This window comes from gamma proteobacterium symbiont of Lampromicra miyakona (assembly GCF_059730895.1).
On sequence record NZ_AP035932.1, the window covers coordinates 837,224 to 856,105 of the forward strand.

The following is an 18,882-nucleotide window of genomic DNA, read 5'->3' on the forward strand; positions in this document are numbered from 1 at the left end:
GAACAGCACGGACCGCTTCCTCTCCCGCATGCGGGAGAGGGAACCGATCGAGCGGGAGGTGAGAACAGCACGGACCGCTTCCTCTCCCGCATGCGGGAGAGGGAACCGATCGAGCGGGAGGTGAGAACAGCACGGACTGCTCCCTCTCCCGCGAGCGGGAGAGGGCTGGGGTGAGGGGAAGAGCGGCGACTACTTACCATCCGCCGCGATGCGGTCGCGAATATGCTGCGCGCGCGACTCAGAATCCGGATGCGAGTCAAACATTGAGCTCTGGCGGCCCTGATCCAGCTTCGCCAGCTTCTCGAAGCTGGTCGCCAGACCAAGCGGATTAATGCCGCGCTTCTTCAGCAGATCGTACGAATAGTCATCCGCCTGCGACTCCTGGGTCTGTGAGAACTGCGCGTTAACCAGTTTCTCGCCCATCTCGCCCAGTTGTGACTGCGATAGCGAACCAATCACGCCGCCCACCGACGCCGCAGCGTTGCGTGCCGCCGTGGTCGCGAAAGCCACCTGCATTGCTTTGCGCGTGTGGCCGAGCGCGACGTGGCCCATTTCATGGCCGAGCACGCCTTCCACTTCGTTGTCGCTCATCATATCCATCAGACCGCTATAAACGCGGATACAGCCATTGGCCATCGCCCAGGCGTTGACGTCTTTGGTCAGATACACCTTGTAGTTGGCCGGTACACCGTTGATGTTATCGCCCAGCGCGGCGGCGATTTTGTTCAGCCGCTGCTGATAGCTGCTGTTGGCCGGTGCCAGCTGGTTCTCTTTATCCATCTGGGCACATGACTGATCGCTCAGCTCTTTAACCTGGGCATCATTCAGCGAGTAAGCCTGAAACGCCTGCGCGCCAGACTGCAACAGTGCGTTATTATCCATTCCTTCGCAGCCGCTCAGCAGCGAAACCATTCCCAGCGCGACAACCATGGCGCGAATTTTCATATCAGCATCCTTTGAGTAACAAGTAGAGAAAACAAACACCTGAAAAACCACGCAGGTGTTTAAATGCATTGGTTATAGCGTGCCAGGGGCGGATTGGCTAGCAGACAGGCCCCGAAATGCAACCCTGAACCGCAGATTTAGCATCCTGATACATGTACTTTTGCCCCGATTTTCATGTACATTGATGTGCGACTTTTTTCTCGCTTCGCCTTATAACTCATTAATTACAATCAGTTAAGCGTGGCGGAGCATTAATCCGACCTGGAGTAGAAGATGCCCTCTCGTAAAGAGCTTGCCAACGCCATTCGCGCGTTAAGTATGGATGCAGTACAGAAAGCGAAATCGGGACATCCGGGTGCCCCAATGGGCATGGCCGATATCGCTGAAGTGCTGTGGCGTGATTTCCTGAACCACAATCCAACTAACCCGCTGTGGGCAGATCGCGACCGTTTCGTGCTGTCCAACGGCCACGGCTCGATGCTGATTTACAGCCTGCTGCACCTCACCGGCTATGACCTGCCGATGAGCGAGCTGCAGAACTTCCGTCAGCTGCACTCTAAAACCCCAGGTCACCCGGAATACGGTTACACCGCAGGCGTGGAAACCACCACCGGCCCACTGGGTCAGGGCATCGCGAACGCCGTGGGCTTCGCCATTGCTGAGCGCACGCTGGCGGCGCAGTTCAACCGTCCGGGCCATGACATCGTAGACCATCACACTTACGTGTTCATGGGCGACGGCTGCATGATGGAAGGCATCTCACACGAAGTGTGCTCCATCGCCGGTACCCTGAAGCTCGGCAAGCTGGTGGCGTTCTATGACGACAACGGCATCTCTATCGACGGTCACGTGGATGGCTGGTTCACCGACGACACCGCCAAACGCTTCGAAGCCTACGGCTGGCACGTGGTGCGTGGCGTGGACGGTCACGACGCCGACGCGATCAAAAAAGCGGTGGAAGAAGCCAAAGCAGTCACCGACAAGCCATCGCTGCTGATGTGCAAAACCATCATCGGTTTCGGTTCCCCGAACAAAGCCGGTACGCACGATTCGCACGGTGCCCCGCTGGGTGACGACGAAATCGCGCTGACCCGTAAACAGCTGGGCTGGAACTACGCGCCATTTGAAATTCCTTCTGATATCTACGCACAGTGGGATGCCAAAGAAGCCGGCCAGGCGAAAGAGAAAGCCTGGGACGAGAAGTTTGCTGCTTACGCCGCTGCGCATCCGGAACTGGCCACAGAGTTCAAACGCCGCGTGAACAACGAGCTGCCCGCTAACTGGCAGGCGGAATCGCAGAAGTTCATCGAGCAGCTGCAGGCTAATCCGGCAAAAATCGCCAGCCGTAAAGCGTCGCAGAATGCCATCGAAGCCTTCGGTAAGCTGCTGCCGGAATATCTGGGCGGCTCGGCTGACCTGGCGCCAAGCAACCTGACCATGTGGTCCGGCTCGAAGCCGATCAATGAAGATGCCGCAGGCAACTACATTCATTACGGCGTGCGTGAGTTTGGTATGACTGCCATCGCCAACGGTATTGCGCTGCACGGTGGCTTCCTGCCGTACACCGCAACCTTCCTGATGTTCGTCGAGTATGCGCGTAACGCGGCACGTATGGCGGCGCTGATGAAAATCCGTCAGGTGATGGTTTATACCCACGACTCTATCGGCCTGGGTGAAGATGGCCCGACGCACCAGCCGGTTGAGCAGATGGCCAGCCTGCGCACCACCCCGAACATGAGCCTGTGGCGTCCGTGTGACCAGGTCGAATCTGCGGTGGCGTGGAAATATGCTATCGAGCGCGTTGACGGCCCATCAGCCCTGATCTTCTCGCGTCAGAACCTGGCGCAGCAGGATCGTAGCGCTGAGCAGCTGGCTAACGTGGCGCGCGGTGGTTACGTGCTGAAAGATTGCGACGGCACGCCGGAGCTGATTCTGATTGCGACCGGTTCTGAAGTTGAGCTGGCGGTCGGCGCTTACGAGCAGCTGAGCGCGGAAGGTCGTAAGGTGCGCGTGGTGTCCATGCCGTCTACCGATGCGTTTGATAAGCAGGATGCGGCGTATCGTGAGTCGGTGCTGCCGAAAGCAGTTGGCGCACGCGTTGCTATCGAAGCCGGTATTGCGGATTACTGGTTCAAATACACCGGCCTGCACGGTGCCATCGTTGGCATGACCACCTTCGGTGAGTCAGCGCCAGCTGAGAAGCTGTTCGAAGAGTTCGGCTTCACCGTGGCCAACGTGGTGAAAACCGCGAAATCGATTCTGTAATTTCGCGTAATCCGTCGCGCCGCTGCGCGTTGTAGCGGCGCGATTCATCGCGCATTTCTGTTGCCATCCTCATGCTAAACCACGCGCAATAAATTGCGCTGCGACACTGATGTGCAGATCGCCGGCCCTGTTATCGCCTGAACCTGAAACGGTTCAATTATTCCTGCAGTAATAATTATCATCGCCTGAATTTGTGACGCAGATCCAATAATCAGCAGCACAGTTGATCGCAATCATTCCTGTTATTCCTTCCATGCTTTATTCTCGCTGAACCGTTTCAGTTGCAGCCGTGTGCTCTCCGTCAGCAACCGTAACCGGGCAAGAATTCCCTGTACAAAACGCAGCGAAACGCTCAAGGTATTTGGCACGTTTTTTCAGGTGTGGCTGCAGGAAGTGAGATGACCATTCGTATCGCAATAAATGGTTTTGGTCGTATCGGGCGCAACGTGTTGCGTGCGCTGTATGAAACCGGTCGCCGGGCGGAAATCACCGTAGTGGCGATTAACGAACTGGCGGAAGCGGCTGGCATGGCGCATCTGCTGAAGTACGACACCAGCCACGGCCGCTTTGCCTTTGACGTACGCCAGGAGCGCGATCAGCTGTGGGTTGGCGAAGATACCATCCGTATCCTGCATCAGGCTGAGATTGCCGCGCTGCCGTGGCGCGAGCTGAATGTCGATATCGTGCTGGACTGCACCGGCGTGTACGGCAGCCGCGACGATGGTGAAGCGCATCTGCAGGCTGGCGCGAAGAAAGTGTTGTTCTCGCATCCCGGCGGCAACGATTTGGATGCCACCGTAGTGTTCGGCGTTAACGAACAGGCTCTTAAACAAACTGACCGCATTGTCTCCAACGCATCCTGCACCACCAACTGCATTATTCCGGTGATCAAGCTGCTGGATGACGCCTTTGGCATTGAGTCGGGCACCGTGACCACCATTCACTCGGCGATGCACGATCAGCAGGTGATTGACGCGTATCACAGCGACCTGCGCCGTACCCGTGCCGCCAGTCAGTCGATCATTCCGGTCGATACGCGTCTTGCCGCTGGCATTACCCGTATTTTTCCGAAATTTAACGATCGCTTCGAGGCTATCGCGGTGCGCGTGCCGACGATCAACGTGACCGCCATTGATCTGAGCGTTTCGGTGCGCCAGGCGGTGAAGGCGTGTGAGGTCAACGCGTTGCTGCAAAACGCGTCAGAGGGGGCATTTCGTGGTATAGTTGACTATACGGAATTACCGTTAGTCTCAGTAGATTTTAACCACGATCCGCACAGTGCCATAGTGGACGGCACGCAAACGCGGGTCAGCGGTCACCACCTGATCAAAACCCTGGTCTGGTGTGACAACGAATGGGGCTTTGCTAACCGCATGATCGACACCACGTTAGCAATGGCCGCAAGCGGTTTCAGGTAAGACGCGGACTGCGTCTGGCAAAACTTATGAGAATCAACGAGAGGGTTCACCATGTCTGTAATTAAGATGACCGATCTGGATCTTGCTGGTAAACGCGTTCTGATCCGTGCCGATCTCAACGTACCAGTGAAAGAAGGGAAAGTGACGTCAGATGCACGTATTCGTGCTTCTCTGCCTACCATCGAAGCGGCGTTGAAACAGGGCGCGAAAGTGATGGTTACCTCTCACCTGGGTCGCCCGACCGAAGGTGAATACAACGAAGAGTTCTCCCTCCTGCCGGTTGTTAACTACCTGAAAGAAAAACTGAACGGCACTAACGTGACCCTGGCGAAAGACTACCTCGACGGCGTTGAAGTGGGCGCGGGTGAACTGGTGGTGCTGGAAAACGTTCGCTTCAACAAAGGCGAGAAAAAAGACGACGAAACCCTGTCGAAGAAATATGCCGCGCTGTGTGACGTGTTCGTCATGGATGCATTCGGCACCGCGCACCGCGCGCAGGCGTCCACTCACGGCGTGGGCAAATTCGCCCCTATCGCCTGTGCCGGTCCGCTGCTGTCTGCCGAACTGGAAGCGCTGGGCAAAGTGATGAGCAATCCACAGCGTCCGCTGGTCGCCGTGGTGGGTGGTTCTAAAGTGTCGACCAAATTCGACGTGCTGCAGTCGCTGGTGAAAATCGCTGACACCGTGATTGTCGGTGGCGGTATCGCTAACACCTTCGTGGCGATCGACAACAACGTCGGCAAATCGCTGTACGAGCCAGACTTCGTTGAGGCCGCTAAAGGCCTGCGCGACCAGTACGGCATTCCGGTACCGACCGATTCACGCGTCGGCACGGAATTCTCCGAAACTGCCCCGGCAACCGTGAAAAAGGTTTCCGAAGTAGCGGATAACGAAGAAATTATGGACTTCGGTGACGAAACCGCACAGAACATGGCGAAACTGCTGAAAGACGCAAAAACCATTCTGTGGAACGGTCCGGTTGGCGTGTTTGAGTTCCCGAACTTCCGTAAGGGCACCGAAATCGTTGCCAACGCTATCGCAGACAGCGACGCGTTCTCTGTTGCCGGCGGCGGTGATACCCTGGCGGCTATCGACCTGTTCGGTATCGAGGACAAAATCTCCTACATCTCTACCGGTGGCGGTGCGTTCCTCGAGTTCGTGGAAGGCAAAAAACTGCCGGCAGTTGCCATGCTGGAAGAGCGCGCGAAGCAGTAATTTTTGGGGGCAGCGCTTCGGCGCTGTCTGAAGGCTTGCCCGCTGTGGGCGAACAGATCGCATTCCCATTGGGGAGTGGACGATAAACGAAACAGGACACAACCATGTCTAAAATTTTTGATTTCGTAAAACCCGGCGTTGTCACTGGTGATGACGTTCAGAAAATCTTCAAAGTAGCGAAAGAAAACAAATTCGCTCTGCCAGCCGTTAACTGCGTCGGCACGGATTCCATCAACGCGGTACTGGAAGCTGCGGCTAAAGTTAAAGCGCCGGTCATCGTTCAGTTCTCCAACGGTGGTGCTGCCTTCATCGCCGGTAAAGGTTTCAAAACCGACAAACCACAGGGCGCTGCGATTTTCGGCGCAATCGCTGGTGCACACCATGTGCATCTGATGGCTGAACAGTACGGCGTGCCAGTAATCCTGCACACCGACCACTGTGCGAAGAAACTGCTGCCGTGGATCGACGGCCTGCTGGATGCTGGCGAAGAGCACTTCAAGAAAACCGGTAAACCTCTGTTCTCTTCACACATGATCGACCTGTCTGAAGAGTCACTGGAAGAGAACATCGAGATTTCTTCTAAATATCTGGCGCGCATGGCAAAACTGGATATGACGCTGGAAATCGAACTGGGCTGCACCGGTGGTGAAGAAGATGGTGTGGACAACAGCCACATGGACGCTTCTGCACTGTACACTCAGCCAGAAGACGTGGATTACGCTTACACCGAGCTGAGCAAAATCAGCCCGCGTTTCACCATCGCTGCGTCCTTCGGTAACGTGCACGGCGTGTACAAGCCAGGCAACGTGAAACTGACCCCAACCATTCTGCGTGATTCGCAGAAATACGTTTCAGAGAAACACGGCCTGCCGCACAACGCGCTGGACTTCGTGTTCCACGGCGGTTCCGGTTCTTCTGCTGCAGAAATCGAAGAGTCTATCAGCTACGGCGTGATCAAGATGAACATCGATACCGATACCCAGTGGGCAACCTGGGACGGCATCCTGCAGTACTACAAAACCAACGAAGCGTACCTGCAGGGTCAGCTTGGCAACCCGAACGGCGCTGACAGCCCGAACAAAAAATACTACGACCCACGCGTCTGGCTGCGTGCGGCACAATCTTCCATGGTTGTGCGCTTAGAGCAGGCTTTCAAAGAGCTGAACGCTGTCGACGTACTGTAATTTTTGCTTACCGTACAAAAAAGGCCCGAAAGGGCCTTTTTTTATGCGTCCCGTCTGGAAATCCCGGTTTATACAGCACATTTTTGGCGCTTCGCCCCATTATTGTTTACCCTTGTACTCGGGAGTGTCGGATTAAATCTGGCAGTTTTTGTACTTTCCTGCGGGAAACTCAACAACAGGGCTAACAAATGGAAGATCTTAACGTCGTTGACGGCATTAACAATGCAGGTGGCTGGCTGGTGCGCAACCAGGCGCTGATCCTCAGCTATGCGGTGAACATCGTGGCGGCTATCGCCATCATTATTGTCGGGATGATTATTGCGCGCGTGGTATCGAACGGCGTCAATCGCCTGCTGGTCGCGCGTCATATTGATGCCACCGTGGCTGATTTCCTCTCGGCGCTGGTGCGCTACGGTATCATTGCCTTCACGATTATTGCCGCGCTGGGCCGTGTCGGCGTGCAGACTGCCTCGGTGATCGCCGTGCTCGGTGCTGCCGGTCTGGCCGTCGGTCTGGCACTGCAGGGGTCGCTCTCCAACCTGGCGGCAGGCGTACTGCTGGTGACCTTCCGTCCATTCCGCACCGGTGAGTTCGTCGATCTCGGTGGCGTGATGGGTACCGTACAGAATGTACAGATCTTCTCGACCACGCTGAAAACCGCTGACGGCAAAATTGTGGTGGTGCCAAACGGCAAAATCATCGCCGGCAACATCGTCAACTTTTCGCGCGAACCTATCCGCCGCAACGAGTTCATTATTGGCGTCGCCTACGATGCGGATGTCGATCAGGTGATCGCACTGCTGCGTGACGTGGTGGAAGCGGACGAGCGCGTACTGAAAGATCTGGGTATTCAGATTGGCCTGAACGAACTGGCGGCATCGTCGCTGAACTTTGTGGTGCGCTGCTGGAGCAAAAGCGGAGATCTGCAGAACGTCTACTGGGATCTGATGAAGAACTTCAAGCGCACGCTGGATGCGCACGGTATCGGTATTCCTTATCCGCAGATGGACGTGCACCTGCATCAGGTGCAGAGCGAGGCGCAGCAGCCTGCGCGCAGCGAGTAAGTTATCAGGGCACCGGCGGGTGCCCTTGTTTTATCAGCTACGCTAATGACCGATTAATTCTTTCCATTTCCGCTAATATCCCCGCCTCACTATACTGCACAGCAACACCACTTTTTCAGGAACTCCTCTGTGTTATCTGTTTACTTACAAGGGCTTGCCCTTGGTGCTGCGCTGATCCTGCCGTTAGGCCCGCAGAACGCCTTCGTCCTGAACCAGGGCATTAAGCGCCACTACCATTTGATGACCGCATCGTTGTGCACACTGAGCGATATTGCGCTGATCTGCGGCGGAATATTTGGCGGCAGCGCGCTGTTGCAGCAGTCGCCGGTTCTGCTGATGCTGATCACCTGGGCTGGCGTGGCGTTTCTGCTATGGTACGGCTGGGGCGCGCTGCGCAGTGCCTGGCAGGGCGATGTCACGCTGGCGTCAGAGGCGGCGCTGAAACAGGGGCGCTGGCGCATTGTCGCCACTATGCTGGCGGTGACCTGGCTCAATCCGCATGTCTATCTCGACACCTTCGTGGTGCTCGGCAGCCTCGGCAGTCAGCTGCCGTCGGCGGAGGCGCGCCGCTGGTTTGCTTTCGGCACCGCCAGCGCCTCGCTGCTGTGGTTTTTCGGTCTGGCGCTGCTGGCCGCCTGGCTGTCGCCGCGCCTGCGCACCGTGCGCGCGCAGCGCATCATTAATCTGCTGGTGGGCGGCGTGATGTGGTTTATCGCCCTGCAGCTGGCGCGTCAGGGCATCGCCGGCTGGTGATGCACATGCAGGCCGTAAAGCGCGGGCAGGGCGCCTGCGCTGGCCAGCAGCTCCAGCCGAATCTGGCGGAACGTGGTATCCGGGGGCAGCGCATGATGGCACAGCGAGTGATGATTATCGCTGACCTCCGCCAGCAGCCTGTCATCCAGCCACAGGCGATAATGGGTAGTGCAGTGCGGCGTCACCGCCTGCGCATGGCCCATCTGCACCGTTTCCATCGCATGATCGAAATCGTTATCGAACAGCAACGTAATCTGGCTGGCGCGCTGCGCGTCCGGCCACTGCCAGCACACCCACGGCTGGCGATCGTCCGCCGCCGGTAGCCAGCCGTTGGTGTGGCTTTCCGGCCGCAGTTTACCGTTGAGCAAATAGTCGCAATGCCACAGCCGCAGCGGCGTCGCCAGACTAAACGCGATCAGGATCTGATGGGGGGCGCGCCGCGGTAGCCAGAAATCAAACTCATCCACGCCGTAATCGCCGTCGTTTACTTGCCGGGTGCGTTTCGCGACGCGCGGATTGAGGCTGTTGAATACCATCATGATGCCCGGCAGGCGCTGGCGGGTGAGCGCCACTTCAATCGCCGGATTTTCTTCAAAGGCGATAAACAGGTAGCGATCGCACTCCGCACGGTAGTCAAACGGCAGCGAATACGCCTCTTCACCGTCAATCTGCAGGCTGTGCGTGGCCAGCAGCCGATCGCCGCAGGTATTGGCCGGATTGTCGCTGGTCAGCAGTGAAACCTGCAGCGTCTGCGCGGATGACGCCCGCAGCCGCACCGTCAGCGCCGGCAGGCGTTCTCCGGCTTTAAGCGGCAGCAGCAGGGCGCAGCGTGAGGTAAGGGCGTGCCAGCCGCCATCCGCGGGCAGAGCGTGCAGCGCGAAGGTGCTGCTGGCGCTAACCTGAGCGGCACCGGCCGGATGCGCCAGCTGCTGACGCGGAATGAACGCGCCGTGGCGCAGCAGCTGTTGCTGCAGCTGACCAATATGCTCCGGCTGCGCCAGCTGACGCGGTGTCTGGTTATGCTGCTGACACAGCGCCGCCGCGCGGCCCACCACTTCGCCCAGCACGCCACAGGTGCACATCACGCGCGCGCTGCCAAAGGCAACGTGCGTGGCAGAGATGAGCCGGCCGGTCAGCAGCAGATTATCCAGCGACTGGCTGTACAGCGCCCGAAACGGAATGGTGTAAGTGCCTTTGCTGTGGAACTGGCGGCAGCCGTCGTGAGCGCTGTACACGCCTTCGGCCGGATGCAGGTCAATCGACCAGCCGCCGTAGGCCACCGCATCGTAGTGGTCGCGCTGCGCGATGATATCCTGCTGACACAGCAGAGTATCGCCGAGAAAGCGTCGGCTCTCGCGCTTGCCGGGAATCAGCCCAACCCATTCAATGGTCAGCGTGTCGGCATCGGCAAACTCGCCGGAGTTTTTGATGTAATCCCACACGCCCCAGACAATCTTCCACAGCTCCCACTTGATGGTTTCGCTTTCATGCACGGTATCCAGCCGGCCGCCCCACTCAAGCCACCACAGATCGCAGCCGTTGAGATCGGAGCTCAGGCGTTTATAGCGCGGAATGGCGGTGATCTCTTTCAGCGCGAAGGATGGCGGTACAAAGCGCACCGGCTGCGCGCTGCGTTTGGTATAAAAATAAATCGAGTGGCCGAGCTTGTGGCCAAACTGCTCGCCCGGCGCCATTTTTTCGCCAAACTCCTGCGGTGATTCTGCGCCGACACGGTGCGCTGCCCCGGCCAGATAGCCGAGCACGCCGTCGCCGCTGGCATCGATAAACTGGTCGGCCGTCACGCGATAGCGGGTCTGATTGATGGCGTTGAAAGCCTGAACCGCCTGCAGGCGCTGCGCGGATTTTTCGATGTCGCTGACCACGGTATTGAGCAGCAGCGTCAGGCGCGGCTGCGCCTGCACGATGTCCAGCAGCACCATGTCAAACAGCACCGGGTTGCCCTCTTTGTTGCGCCACAGGTTCTCCTCCATGATCTCGCCCATGATGCCGCCTTCACGCGCCCAGCGGTTGTTATTACCCATATGCGACGTCGCGCCGTTGGCCCACAGCCGCACTTCGCTGGAGGCGTTGCCGCCGGGGACCGGGCGATCCTGAATCAGCACCACCTGCTGGCCCGCGCGTGCCGCAGCCAGCGCGGCGCACACGCCCGCCAGACCGCCACCGGCGACCAGCACATCGGCGTGTAACGACTGCAACGGAAAGGCACGCGCGGCCTGAGAAGAGAAAGTTTGCATCATGAGGTTACTCCCGCCTGAAGGCTGCTAAGATTGAATTTTTACCGTCACAAGGTGATTTATGTCTTCGCAACCCAACCAGAGCCTGATTGACGGAATTCGCTGCCTGCAATATCTGGTCTCCAGTGACAAAGCGGTCGGCGGCCGTGAACTGGCGCGTCAGATGGGGATGAACAGCACGCGGGTAAACCGTCTGCTGATGACCATGGCGTCCATCGGCCTGACGATTCAGGATGAACACCGGCGCTATCTGCCGGGCCCGGGCATTCATGCGCTGGCGGCGCAGGCCATTCGTGGATCGTCGCTGTTTGCTTCGGCACTGCCGCAGCTGGAGGCGCACGCGCCGCGCGATATCGTGGTGGCGCTTGGCGTGCTGTGGGAGGACCAGGTCATCTACATCTGGCACTCGGAGCCCGGCGAGCGTACCAGTACCAGCCAGGCGCTGGCCGGATTCCGCATGCTGCCAGCGTGGCAGTCGGTGATTGGCGTCGCGCTGCTGGCGGCGGAAAGTGACGAGGTGCTGCGGCCACGCTTCAGTGACGAACAGTGGGCGCAAATTGCGCCGCTGCTGGCGCGCAAACGCACCGGGGATTATCTGGTGTGGCATCGCGAGGACGGCGAAATCAGTATGGCGCAGCCTATCAATAACAACCGCGCGGCGCTGGCCTTCGCCAAAATATGGCAGGCCGATGAAGCCCAGCTGGCGCAGCGTCTGCAACAGCTGCACGCGCTGGCGAAACGACTCATCAGCGCGCGCTGACATGGTCAATTTTTCCTACCACAAACAGATAGCTGCAGATGCCAATAGCGGCCAGCACGGCGATAAAGGCCAGCGCCGGCGCGAAGTTGCTGCCGTCAATCAGGGCGCCGATGGCGATGGGCACCACGATCGATGACAGCGCGCCGGTAAAGTTAAATACGCCGCCGGCCAGACCGATCAGATGGCGCGGCGCCAGCGCGGTAACAAACACCCAGGTGATGGTCGCCAGGCCATTACCAAAAAACGCCAGCGACATAAACAGGATGATCAGCCGCGAATCTTCGGTGTAGTTAGCACCCAGAATGAACAGCGTGAGAAACAGACCGAGGATCACCGGCAGCTTGCGCGCCACGCTTGCTGACATGCCGCGCCGGATCATGCGGTCTGAGGCAAAGCCAGCCAGCAGCACGCCACAAAACGCCGCGAAGTAGGGCAGCGACGCCACGTAGCCGCTCTTAATGAAGTCCATGTGGCGATATTCCACCAGATAGGTGGGAAACCAGGTGAGGAAAAACCAGAAGGTGGCCGAGATGGTGAACTGGCCAATATAGATGCCGACCAGCTTGCGGCTGCGAAACATCTGCGCCAGATCGGCCCAGCGCGCGCGCGGCGGCTGGCAGCCGTGACGCTTTTCCAGCAGTGCGCCGTTGTCACGCAGATAGTTAAGTTCAGCCTCTGATACACCTTTGTGCTGGTGCGGCTCGCGATACAGCAGATACCACACCAGCGCCCAAATCATGCCCGCCACGCCGGTAATCAGAAACAGCCCGCGCCAGCCAAACGCAGCCTGCACGTGAAACAGCAGCGGCGTCATACAGGCGAGGCCAACAAACTGTGCGGACGAGTAGATGCCAATTGCACTGGCACGCTCCTGCTCGGGGAACCAGCTGGAAATCACCCGATTGTTAGCCGGCATCACCGGCGCTTCGAAGGCGCCGACGCCGAGGCGCAGACCGAACAGCGCGCCGAAGCTGCTGGCAAAAGCGTGCAGCGCGGTGATTAGCGACCAGGCAAACAGCCCCGCGCCGTATACCAGCCGCGCGCCGAGACGATCGATCAGAAATCCGCCGGGAATCTGCAGCGCCGCATAGATCCAGCCGAACGCCGAGAAGATCAGGCCCATCTCCAGCGGCGTGAAGCGCAGTTCACCGGCCATCTGCGTGGCGGCCACCGACAGGTTGGTGCGATCCATGTAGTTAATGATGATGTTGATAAACACCAGTGCCAGCATCATAAAGCGAGTGCGTCCGGCTCGCACGCTGACCGCGCTTTGGCTAAGTGGCTGTTCTGTCATAATACAACTCTCCCGAGGGGCAGAAGTGTTTCTTTAATAGAAACGCAGGCGGCGCTTTTCAGCGAATCTGTAGCGATAAATTTGCGATCGCGGATACGTTAAACCTGAGCAAAGCCGAACTTTTTGCTAATTTCAAACTCAGACCATCACGCATAGTAATGTGTTTTGGGTTTCGCCATAGTGGCGACCTGCAAATTGAACCCTTCAAGGAGGACTTTCGTGAAACTGAAAGCACTGGCGCTGGCCGCCGTAATGAGCACGGGCGCACTGTCCGGTCTGGTCCAGGCGGGAGAAGTGCCGAACGGACCGCACGTGGTGACATCAGGACAGGCCAGCGTGGATGCCCGTCCGGATATGGCTACGCTCTCCATCGTGGTGAATGTTTCGTCGAAAGACGCGGCGGATGCAAAAAAACAGGCTGACGACCGCGTGGCGCAATATTTTGATTTCCTGCAAAAGAACGGCATCGAGAAGAAAGATATTGATGCGGCTAATCTCAGCACCCAGCCGGAGTATGACTACACCAAAGAGGGTAAATCGGTGCTGAAAGGCTACCGTGCGGTGCGTCAGGTGGAAGTGACGCTGCGCCAGCTGGATAAGCTGAATGAGCTGCTGGACGGCGCGCTGAAGTCGGGCCTGAATGAGATTCGTTCTGTTGAGCTGGGCGTGGCTAACGCAGACAGCTACAAAGATCAGGCGCGTAAAGCGGCGATTGCCAATGCCACACAGCAAGCGAGCGCCCTGGCGGAAGGCTTCAATGCCAAACTGGGCTCGGTGTACAGCATTCGCTATCACGTGGCTAACTACCAGCCGATGCCGATGGCGCGCATGTACAAAGCGGCCGGTGCCGCAGCGGACACCACCGCGCAGCAGACCTACGAGCAGCAGAGCATCCATTTTGACGATCAGGTGGATGTGGTGTTCGAAATCAAACCGAATACGGCGCAGTAAGTTAGCCTGTAAAATTGTAGCGGCGCGATTCATCGCGCTCTCCAGCAGCAGAACCGCTGTCAAATCGCGCGATGAATCGCGCCGCTACGACTATTGTGCGCTAATCTGAAGGGCGCTAAGCCGCAACTTCATCCTGGCGCAATACGCGGTGGCCGTGGGCAATCAGCGCATCGGTCACGCTGCGCATCAGGCGGCTTTCCGGCGCGAAACGGTGCCAGTACAGCATCCGGCGCTGATACAGACCCGGCGTCAAATCGACCAGCTCTCCCTGCGCCAGCTCGCGCTCAATCTGCAGGTGCGGAATCATACAGCACACCGATCCCTGACGCGCCAGCTGCACAAAAGCCTCTGACGAGTTCACGATGTGGCACGGCACGCTGCCCGGCGATAAATCAAAGTTCTGCTGCAAAAAGGCCTGATGCATATCGTCGAGGTGATCAAACGCCACCGCCGGGGCTTTTAGCAGCGCCGAGCGTGTCACGCCATTGGGGAAATAGCGCGCGGCAAACTCCGGCGAGGCGCAGAACAGATAGTCCAGCGCACCCAGCTGATCCACCAGGCAACTTGGCAACGGCTGCGGCTGGATACTCACCGCGCCGACCACTTCACCGCGCCGTAAACGCTCCTGCGTGCGGGTTTCATCTTCCACCTGCAGATTCAGGCGCACCGGCGAGTCGGCCAGCACATCTTTCAGCGCCGGCAGCAGCCAGGTAGCAAGACTGTCGGCGTTCACCGCCAGCGACAGCAGCAGCGGCGTGGTGCCACCGTTATCATCGCCCAGCCACTCCTCTTCCAGCAGCTCCACCTGATGCAGCAGCGCCAGCAATTTTTGTCCCTGCTCGGTCGGTCGCGGCGGCACGGTACGCACCAGCAGTGGCTGACCGAATAAATTTTCCAGCTGTTTAATGCGCTGCGACACCGCAGACTGCGTGATGCACAGCTTCTGGGCGGCACGCTCAAAGCCGCGTTCGCGAATCACAGCATCCAGCGCCTGAAGCGTTCGATAATCCGGGCGTTTCATTATTGTTCTCTCTCGTTCAGGGTGGAAACTACTATGCCATAAAACGGCGAAGCTGTGCGGCCGACGCGTTTTTGCGGGCTGGCTTCCAAAGGCTTACATCCAACGTCGGTCAGCCGCGCTTTTTGACAGCGCCTTGTTTTATACTACGCGCACTTCGATGTCGCACAGGTTTTAAACATACCATGACCCAGGATGAACTGAAAAAAGCGGTAGGTTGGGCAGCGCTGCAGTACGTGCAGCCAGGCACCATTGTTGGCGTAGGCACCGGTTCAACGGCGGCGCACTTTATTGACGCGCTTGGTACCATCAGGGATCAGATCGAGGGCGCGGTTTCCAGTTCGGAAGCCTCAACCGAAAAGCTCAAATCGCTGGGCATTCCGGTGTTCGATCTCAACAACGTGGATGCGCTGTCGGTGTATGTCGACGGGGCTGATGAGATCAATCCACAGATGCAGATGATTAAGGGCGGCGGCGCAGCGCTGACGCGTGAGAAAATTGTCGCGGCGGTGGCGCAGAAATTTATCTGCATCGCTGATGCGTCCAAGCAGGTCGATGTGCTGGGCAACTTCCCGCTTCCGGTGGAGGTGATTCCGATGGCGCGCGCTTATGTGGCGCGGGAGCTGGTGAAGCTGGGCGGCCTGCCGGAGTATCGTCAGCACGTGGTTACGGATAACGGCAACATTATTCTCGACGTACATAATCTGCGCATCCTTGACCCGATTGCGCTGGAAAAAACTATCAATGCGTTGCCGGGCGTCGTCACCGTGGGGCTGTTTGCCGCGCGCGGAGCGGATATCGCGCTGATTGGCACGCCGGACGGCGTGAAAACCATCACCAATTGATCTCACCGGCGCGCCGCCAGCGCCGGTTATTTCCATCCGCAAAACATCTTTTCTTGCTGCAGTGAAATTTGGTGACTTATGTCACAAATGATTCATCAACAGCAGGTTCGTACTTTGCGCTCTCGTCATCTCACGATTTTGTGTGGATTTGTGTTGTCTGCACGTGGGCGCGTGCTGGCGTGCAGGCAATCGTTTGTATTGCCGCGCCGGAAAATTTTGATATTTTGACAGAAGGCTACCTTATGGTAGTCCTCGTTGAATTCTGAATAGGGTCGGGAAATGGCAAAGGTATCACTGGAAAAAGACAAGATTAAGTTCCTGCTGGTGGAAGGCGTTCACCAGAGTGCGCTGGATAATCTGCGCGCCGCAGGTTACACCAACATCGAGTTCCACAAAGGCGCACTGGATGCTGAGACGCTGAAGTCCTCCATCCGCGATGCCCACTTCATTGGTATCCGTTCCCGTACCCAACTGACTGAAGAGATCTTCGCGGCGGCTGAAAAGCTGGTGGCGGTGGGCTGCTTCTGTATCGGTACTAACCAGGTTGATCTCAGCGCGGCAGCGAAACGCGGCGTGCCGGTGTTCAACGCCCCGTTCTCCAATACCCGTTCAGTCGCGGAACTGGTGATCGGCGAAATGCTGCTGATGCTGCGCGGCATTCCGGAAGCCAACGCCAAAGCACACCGCGGCATCTGGAATAAAATCGCCACCGGTTCGTACGAAGCGCGTGGTAAGAAGCTGGGGATCATTGGCTACGGCCATATCGGGATGCAGCTCGGCGTGCTGGCGGAAAGCCTCGGCATGCACGTATTTTTCTACGATATCGAAAACAAGCTGCCGCTGGGCAATGCCACCCAGGTGCGCCATCTCTCTGACCTGCTGAACATGAGTGATGTGGTCAGCCTGCACGTGCCGGAAACGCCGTCCACGCAGAACATGATTGGCAGCGAAGAGCTGGCGCTGATGAAGCCCGGCGCGCTGCTGATCAACGCCGCGCGCGGCACCGTGATCGACATCCCGGCGCTGTGTAATGCGCTGGCCAGCAAGCACCTCGCCGGTGCCGCCATCGACGTCTTCCCGGTTGAACCTGCAACCAACAGCGATCCGTTCAACTCGCCGCTGTGCGAATTCGACAACGTGATCCTGACGCCGCACATCGGTGGATCAACGCAGGAAGCGCAGGAGAACATCGGTCTGGAAGTGTCTGGCAAGCTGGCCAAGTACTCTGACAACGGCTCGACGCTCTCCGCAGTAAACTTCCCGGAAGTCTCGCTGCCGATGCACGCTGCCAGCGCCAGCCGCCTGCTGCACATCCATGAAAACCGCCCGGGCGTGCTGACCGCCATCAACCAGATCTTTGCCGAGCAGGGCATCAACATTGCCGCTCAGTATCTGCAAACCTCGCCAGTGATGGGCTATGTGGTTATCGATATTGATGCCGAAGAAGATGTAGCGGAGAAAGCGCTGCAGCTGATGAAGGCGATTCCGGGCACTATTCGCGCCCGTCTGCTGTACTGACAGTGCAGGGCGCCGCTGGGCGCCCTGTCTTTATCCCGCCAGCGTTTCCCACTGCCACAGCTTTGACGGCGTCAGAATTGCCGGCAATGGCACATCCCAGGCCGCCACCGGCAGCGCATCCACGCGCTGGCAGTCGTGCGCAATACCCAGCGGTAAAAAGCCATGCTGTTGCCAGTGCTGTAGCGTGCGATCGTAAAAACCCCCGCCCATGCCTAAGCGTTGTCCCTGCGCGTCAAACGCCACCAGCGGTACCAGCATCACATCCAGCTGATCGAGTGTGGCCAGCTGCGTGATATCCAGCGGCGGCTCAGGGATGCGCAGCTTGTTAGGTCGCAGCGGGGTTTCTGGCGTATAGCGCAAAAAAAGCAGGTGACCGGGCGCAAATGGGTGCAGCACCGGCAGAAAGACCTGCTTCTTTTGCTGCCACAGTTTGGCAATCAGCGGTCGGGTATTGATTTCGCCATCGACGGAGAGAAACAGCGCGATGCGTTGTGCGCTGGCCAGCGGGGCAAAATTGATGGCATGTTCAGCCAGCAGATCGGCGGCCTCAACCTGTTGCTCAGGCGTAAGATTGCGGCGCAGATGGCGCACATGCTGACGAATATCCTGACGGTCGAGAAGAGAAGGTGCTGGCATGATGTCCCCGGCTGATAAGGCTGTTGATAGCCACATTATCACACCGGGAATAACAGGGTGGAACTAAGAGGAGATCTCCGAGATGCCGCCGCAGGCTGTAACCCTTGAACCCTTGGTTCAAGGTGAGTATGCCGTCGTAACCATCAGGCTTCTCGGACGGACCGAGCATGCTCACAGGTTACAGAGCGTCACACTCTGTTGGTATGAAATATCGGCTCAGGGGACTGGCCCGCTTGCAAACATCTCAGAGAAAATTGACTTCACCGTTACTCTAACACGAGTACCATGAAGTGTTATTCGAATTTAGGGCCCTGACGTTCAGTTATGCGACCTTGCTCAACTAATGCCTGCTCAATGGTCTGCTGCAGCATACGGATGCGTTGTTCCATATTGGCTGCGTAATCGCGCGTTTTACCTTTCTCTTGTGCCAGCTCGTGGCAAATGTTTAACGCGGCGATGAACACCAGCTGCTCTGTATTTGTGACTCTAGTGCGAACTTTTAAATCTTGCAACCGTTGATTGAGATCCTCTGCGGCCAGATTCAGCGCATCTTGCTGTTCAGGCGGACAATTCACTCTCAATGAACGACCAAAAATCTGAATATCTACCGGTTGTGCAGACATGCCACCATCCTGACTGATTACTTCGTTCGCATCTCCCTTACCTGTCAATGGGTTGGGAGGTGCGCAACTATATAGACCCGCGTGATAAGTTACAACCCCTTTTCTGGAAACCCTGAGGCACCTGGTGGTAGCATAACA

Annotated in this window: 16 protein-coding genes and 1 other RNA gene; 10 read left to right on the plus strand and 7 right to left on the minus strand. The window is 57.8% G+C overall.

All coding sequences use genetic code 11. The features are described 5' to 3' along the window. Window positions 1–189: 189 nt before the first annotated feature. Entirely contained in the window at window positions 190–945 is a 756-nt protein-coding gene (gene loiP / locus AC6I8P_RS03840) for a metalloprotease LoiP (protein ID WP_021506645.1), read from the minus strand. A 273-nt stretch (window positions 946–1,218) separates the two neighbouring features. Here loiP and tkt point away from each other — a divergent pair, with 273 nt between their 5' ends. From tkt to argO, 6 genes are all read left to right on the plus strand, one after another. Next, window positions 1,219–3,210, plus strand: a complete 1,992-nt coding sequence (gene tkt / locus AC6I8P_RS03845) for a transketolase (RefSeq protein ID WP_058771542.1) — start codon at window positions 1,219–1,221, stop codon at window positions 3,208–3,210. Window positions 3,211–3,608: 398 nt separating this feature from the next. Further along, window positions 3,609–4,628, plus strand: a complete 1,020-nt coding sequence (epd, locus tag AC6I8P_RS03850) for an erythrose-4-phosphate dehydrogenase (protein ID WP_021506647.1) — start codon at window positions 3,609–3,611, stop codon at window positions 4,626–4,628. Between the two features lie 51 nt (window positions 4,629–4,679). Beyond that, window positions 4,680–5,843, plus strand: a complete 1,164-nt coding sequence (gene pgk / locus AC6I8P_RS03855) for a phosphoglycerate kinase (protein WP_021506648.1) — start codon at window positions 4,680–4,682, stop codon at window positions 5,841–5,843. Window positions 5,844–5,947: 104 nt separating this feature from the next. Continuing rightward, window positions 5,948–7,027, plus strand: coding sequence for a class II fructose-bisphosphate aldolase (fbaA, locus tag AC6I8P_RS03860; protein ID WP_058757103.1), 1,080 nt, complete (start codon window positions 5,948–5,950; stop codon window positions 7,025–7,027). A 188-nt stretch (window positions 7,028–7,215) separates the two neighbouring features. Beyond that, complete coding sequence (gene mscS / locus AC6I8P_RS03865) at window positions 7,216–8,091, plus strand: small-conductance mechanosensitive channel MscS (protein ID WP_159377875.1); 876 nt, start codon at window positions 7,216–7,218, stop codon at window positions 8,089–8,091. A gap of 129 nt (window positions 8,092–8,220) precedes the next feature. After that, window positions 8,221–8,844 (plus strand): arginine exporter ArgO, encoded by a 624-nt coding sequence (argO, locus tag AC6I8P_RS03870; protein ID WP_021506651.1) that lies wholly within the window; start codon window positions 8,221–8,223, stop codon window positions 8,842–8,844. On the opposite strand, the gene AC6I8P_RS03875 is transcribed toward argO, so the two are convergent. Next, a complete protein-coding gene (locus AC6I8P_RS03875) occupies window positions 8,823–11,099 on the minus strand; it encodes an FAD-dependent oxidoreductase (RefSeq protein WP_498031152.1) in 2,277 nt (758 codons plus the stop codon). The genes argO and AC6I8P_RS03875 overlap by 22 nt on opposite strands. Window positions 11,100–11,160: 61 nt before the next feature. On the opposite strand from AC6I8P_RS03875, the gene AC6I8P_RS03880 reads away from it, so the two are divergent. Next, complete coding sequence (locus AC6I8P_RS03880; protein WP_021506653.1) at window positions 11,161–11,859, plus strand: IclR family transcriptional regulator; 699 nt, start codon at window positions 11,161–11,163, stop codon at window positions 11,857–11,859. Here the strand turns inward: AC6I8P_RS03880 and AC6I8P_RS03885 are convergent. Further along, entirely contained in the window at window positions 11,846–13,153 is a 1,308-nt protein-coding gene (locus AC6I8P_RS03885; protein WP_414057164.1) for an MFS transporter, read from the minus strand. The two genes, AC6I8P_RS03880 and AC6I8P_RS03885, sit on opposite strands and share 14 nt — an antisense overlap. Before the next feature lie 219 nt (window positions 13,154–13,372). Here AC6I8P_RS03885 and AC6I8P_RS03890 point away from each other — a divergent pair, with 219 nt between their 5' ends. After that, window positions 13,373–14,104 (plus strand): oxidative stress defense protein, encoded by a 732-nt coding sequence (locus AC6I8P_RS03890; protein WP_021506655.1) that lies wholly within the window; start codon window positions 13,373–13,375, stop codon window positions 14,102–14,104. A gap of 115 nt (window positions 14,105–14,219) precedes the next feature. On the opposite strand, the gene AC6I8P_RS03895 is transcribed toward AC6I8P_RS03890, so the two are convergent. Continuing rightward, entirely contained in the window at window positions 14,220–15,125 is a 906-nt protein-coding gene (locus AC6I8P_RS03895; RefSeq protein ID WP_021506656.1) for a LysR family transcriptional regulator ArgP, read from the minus strand. Window positions 15,126–15,307: 182 nt separating this feature from the next. Between AC6I8P_RS03895 and rpiA the strand changes: the two genes are divergently transcribed. Both rpiA and serA read left to right on the plus strand, forming a co-directional pair. Then, window positions 15,308–15,967, plus strand: coding sequence for a ribose-5-phosphate isomerase RpiA (gene rpiA, locus AC6I8P_RS03900; RefSeq protein ID WP_021506657.1), 660 nt, complete (start codon window positions 15,308–15,310; stop codon window positions 15,965–15,967). A 279-nt stretch (window positions 15,968–16,246) separates the two neighbouring features. Next, window positions 16,247–17,485, plus strand: coding sequence for a phosphoglycerate dehydrogenase (serA, locus tag AC6I8P_RS03905; RefSeq protein ID WP_058757100.1), 1,239 nt, complete (start codon window positions 16,247–16,249; stop codon window positions 17,483–17,485). 30 nt (window positions 17,486–17,515) lie between these two features. On the opposite strand, the gene AC6I8P_RS03910 is transcribed toward serA, so the two are convergent. The 3 genes from AC6I8P_RS03910 to zapA all read right to left on the minus strand — a co-directional run bounded on the left by AC6I8P_RS03910 (window position 17,516) and on the right by zapA (window position 18,744). Next, window positions 17,516–18,121, minus strand: coding sequence for a 5-formyltetrahydrofolate cyclo-ligase (locus AC6I8P_RS03910; protein WP_058771549.1), 606 nt, complete (start codon window positions 18,119–18,121; stop codon window positions 17,516–17,518). A gap of 70 nt (window positions 18,122–18,191) precedes the next feature. Next, window positions 18,192–18,375: non-coding RNA, 6S RNA (ssrS, locus tag AC6I8P_RS03915), on the minus strand. A 39-nt stretch (window positions 18,376–18,414) separates the two neighbouring features. Further along, window positions 18,415–18,744 carry a cell division protein ZapA gene (gene zapA / locus AC6I8P_RS03920; protein WP_021506660.1) on the minus strand — a complete coding sequence of 110 codons (330 nt, stop codon included), beginning with the start codon at window positions 18,742–18,744 and terminating at the stop codon, window positions 18,415–18,417. Window positions 18,745–18,882: the final 138 nt, after the last annotated feature.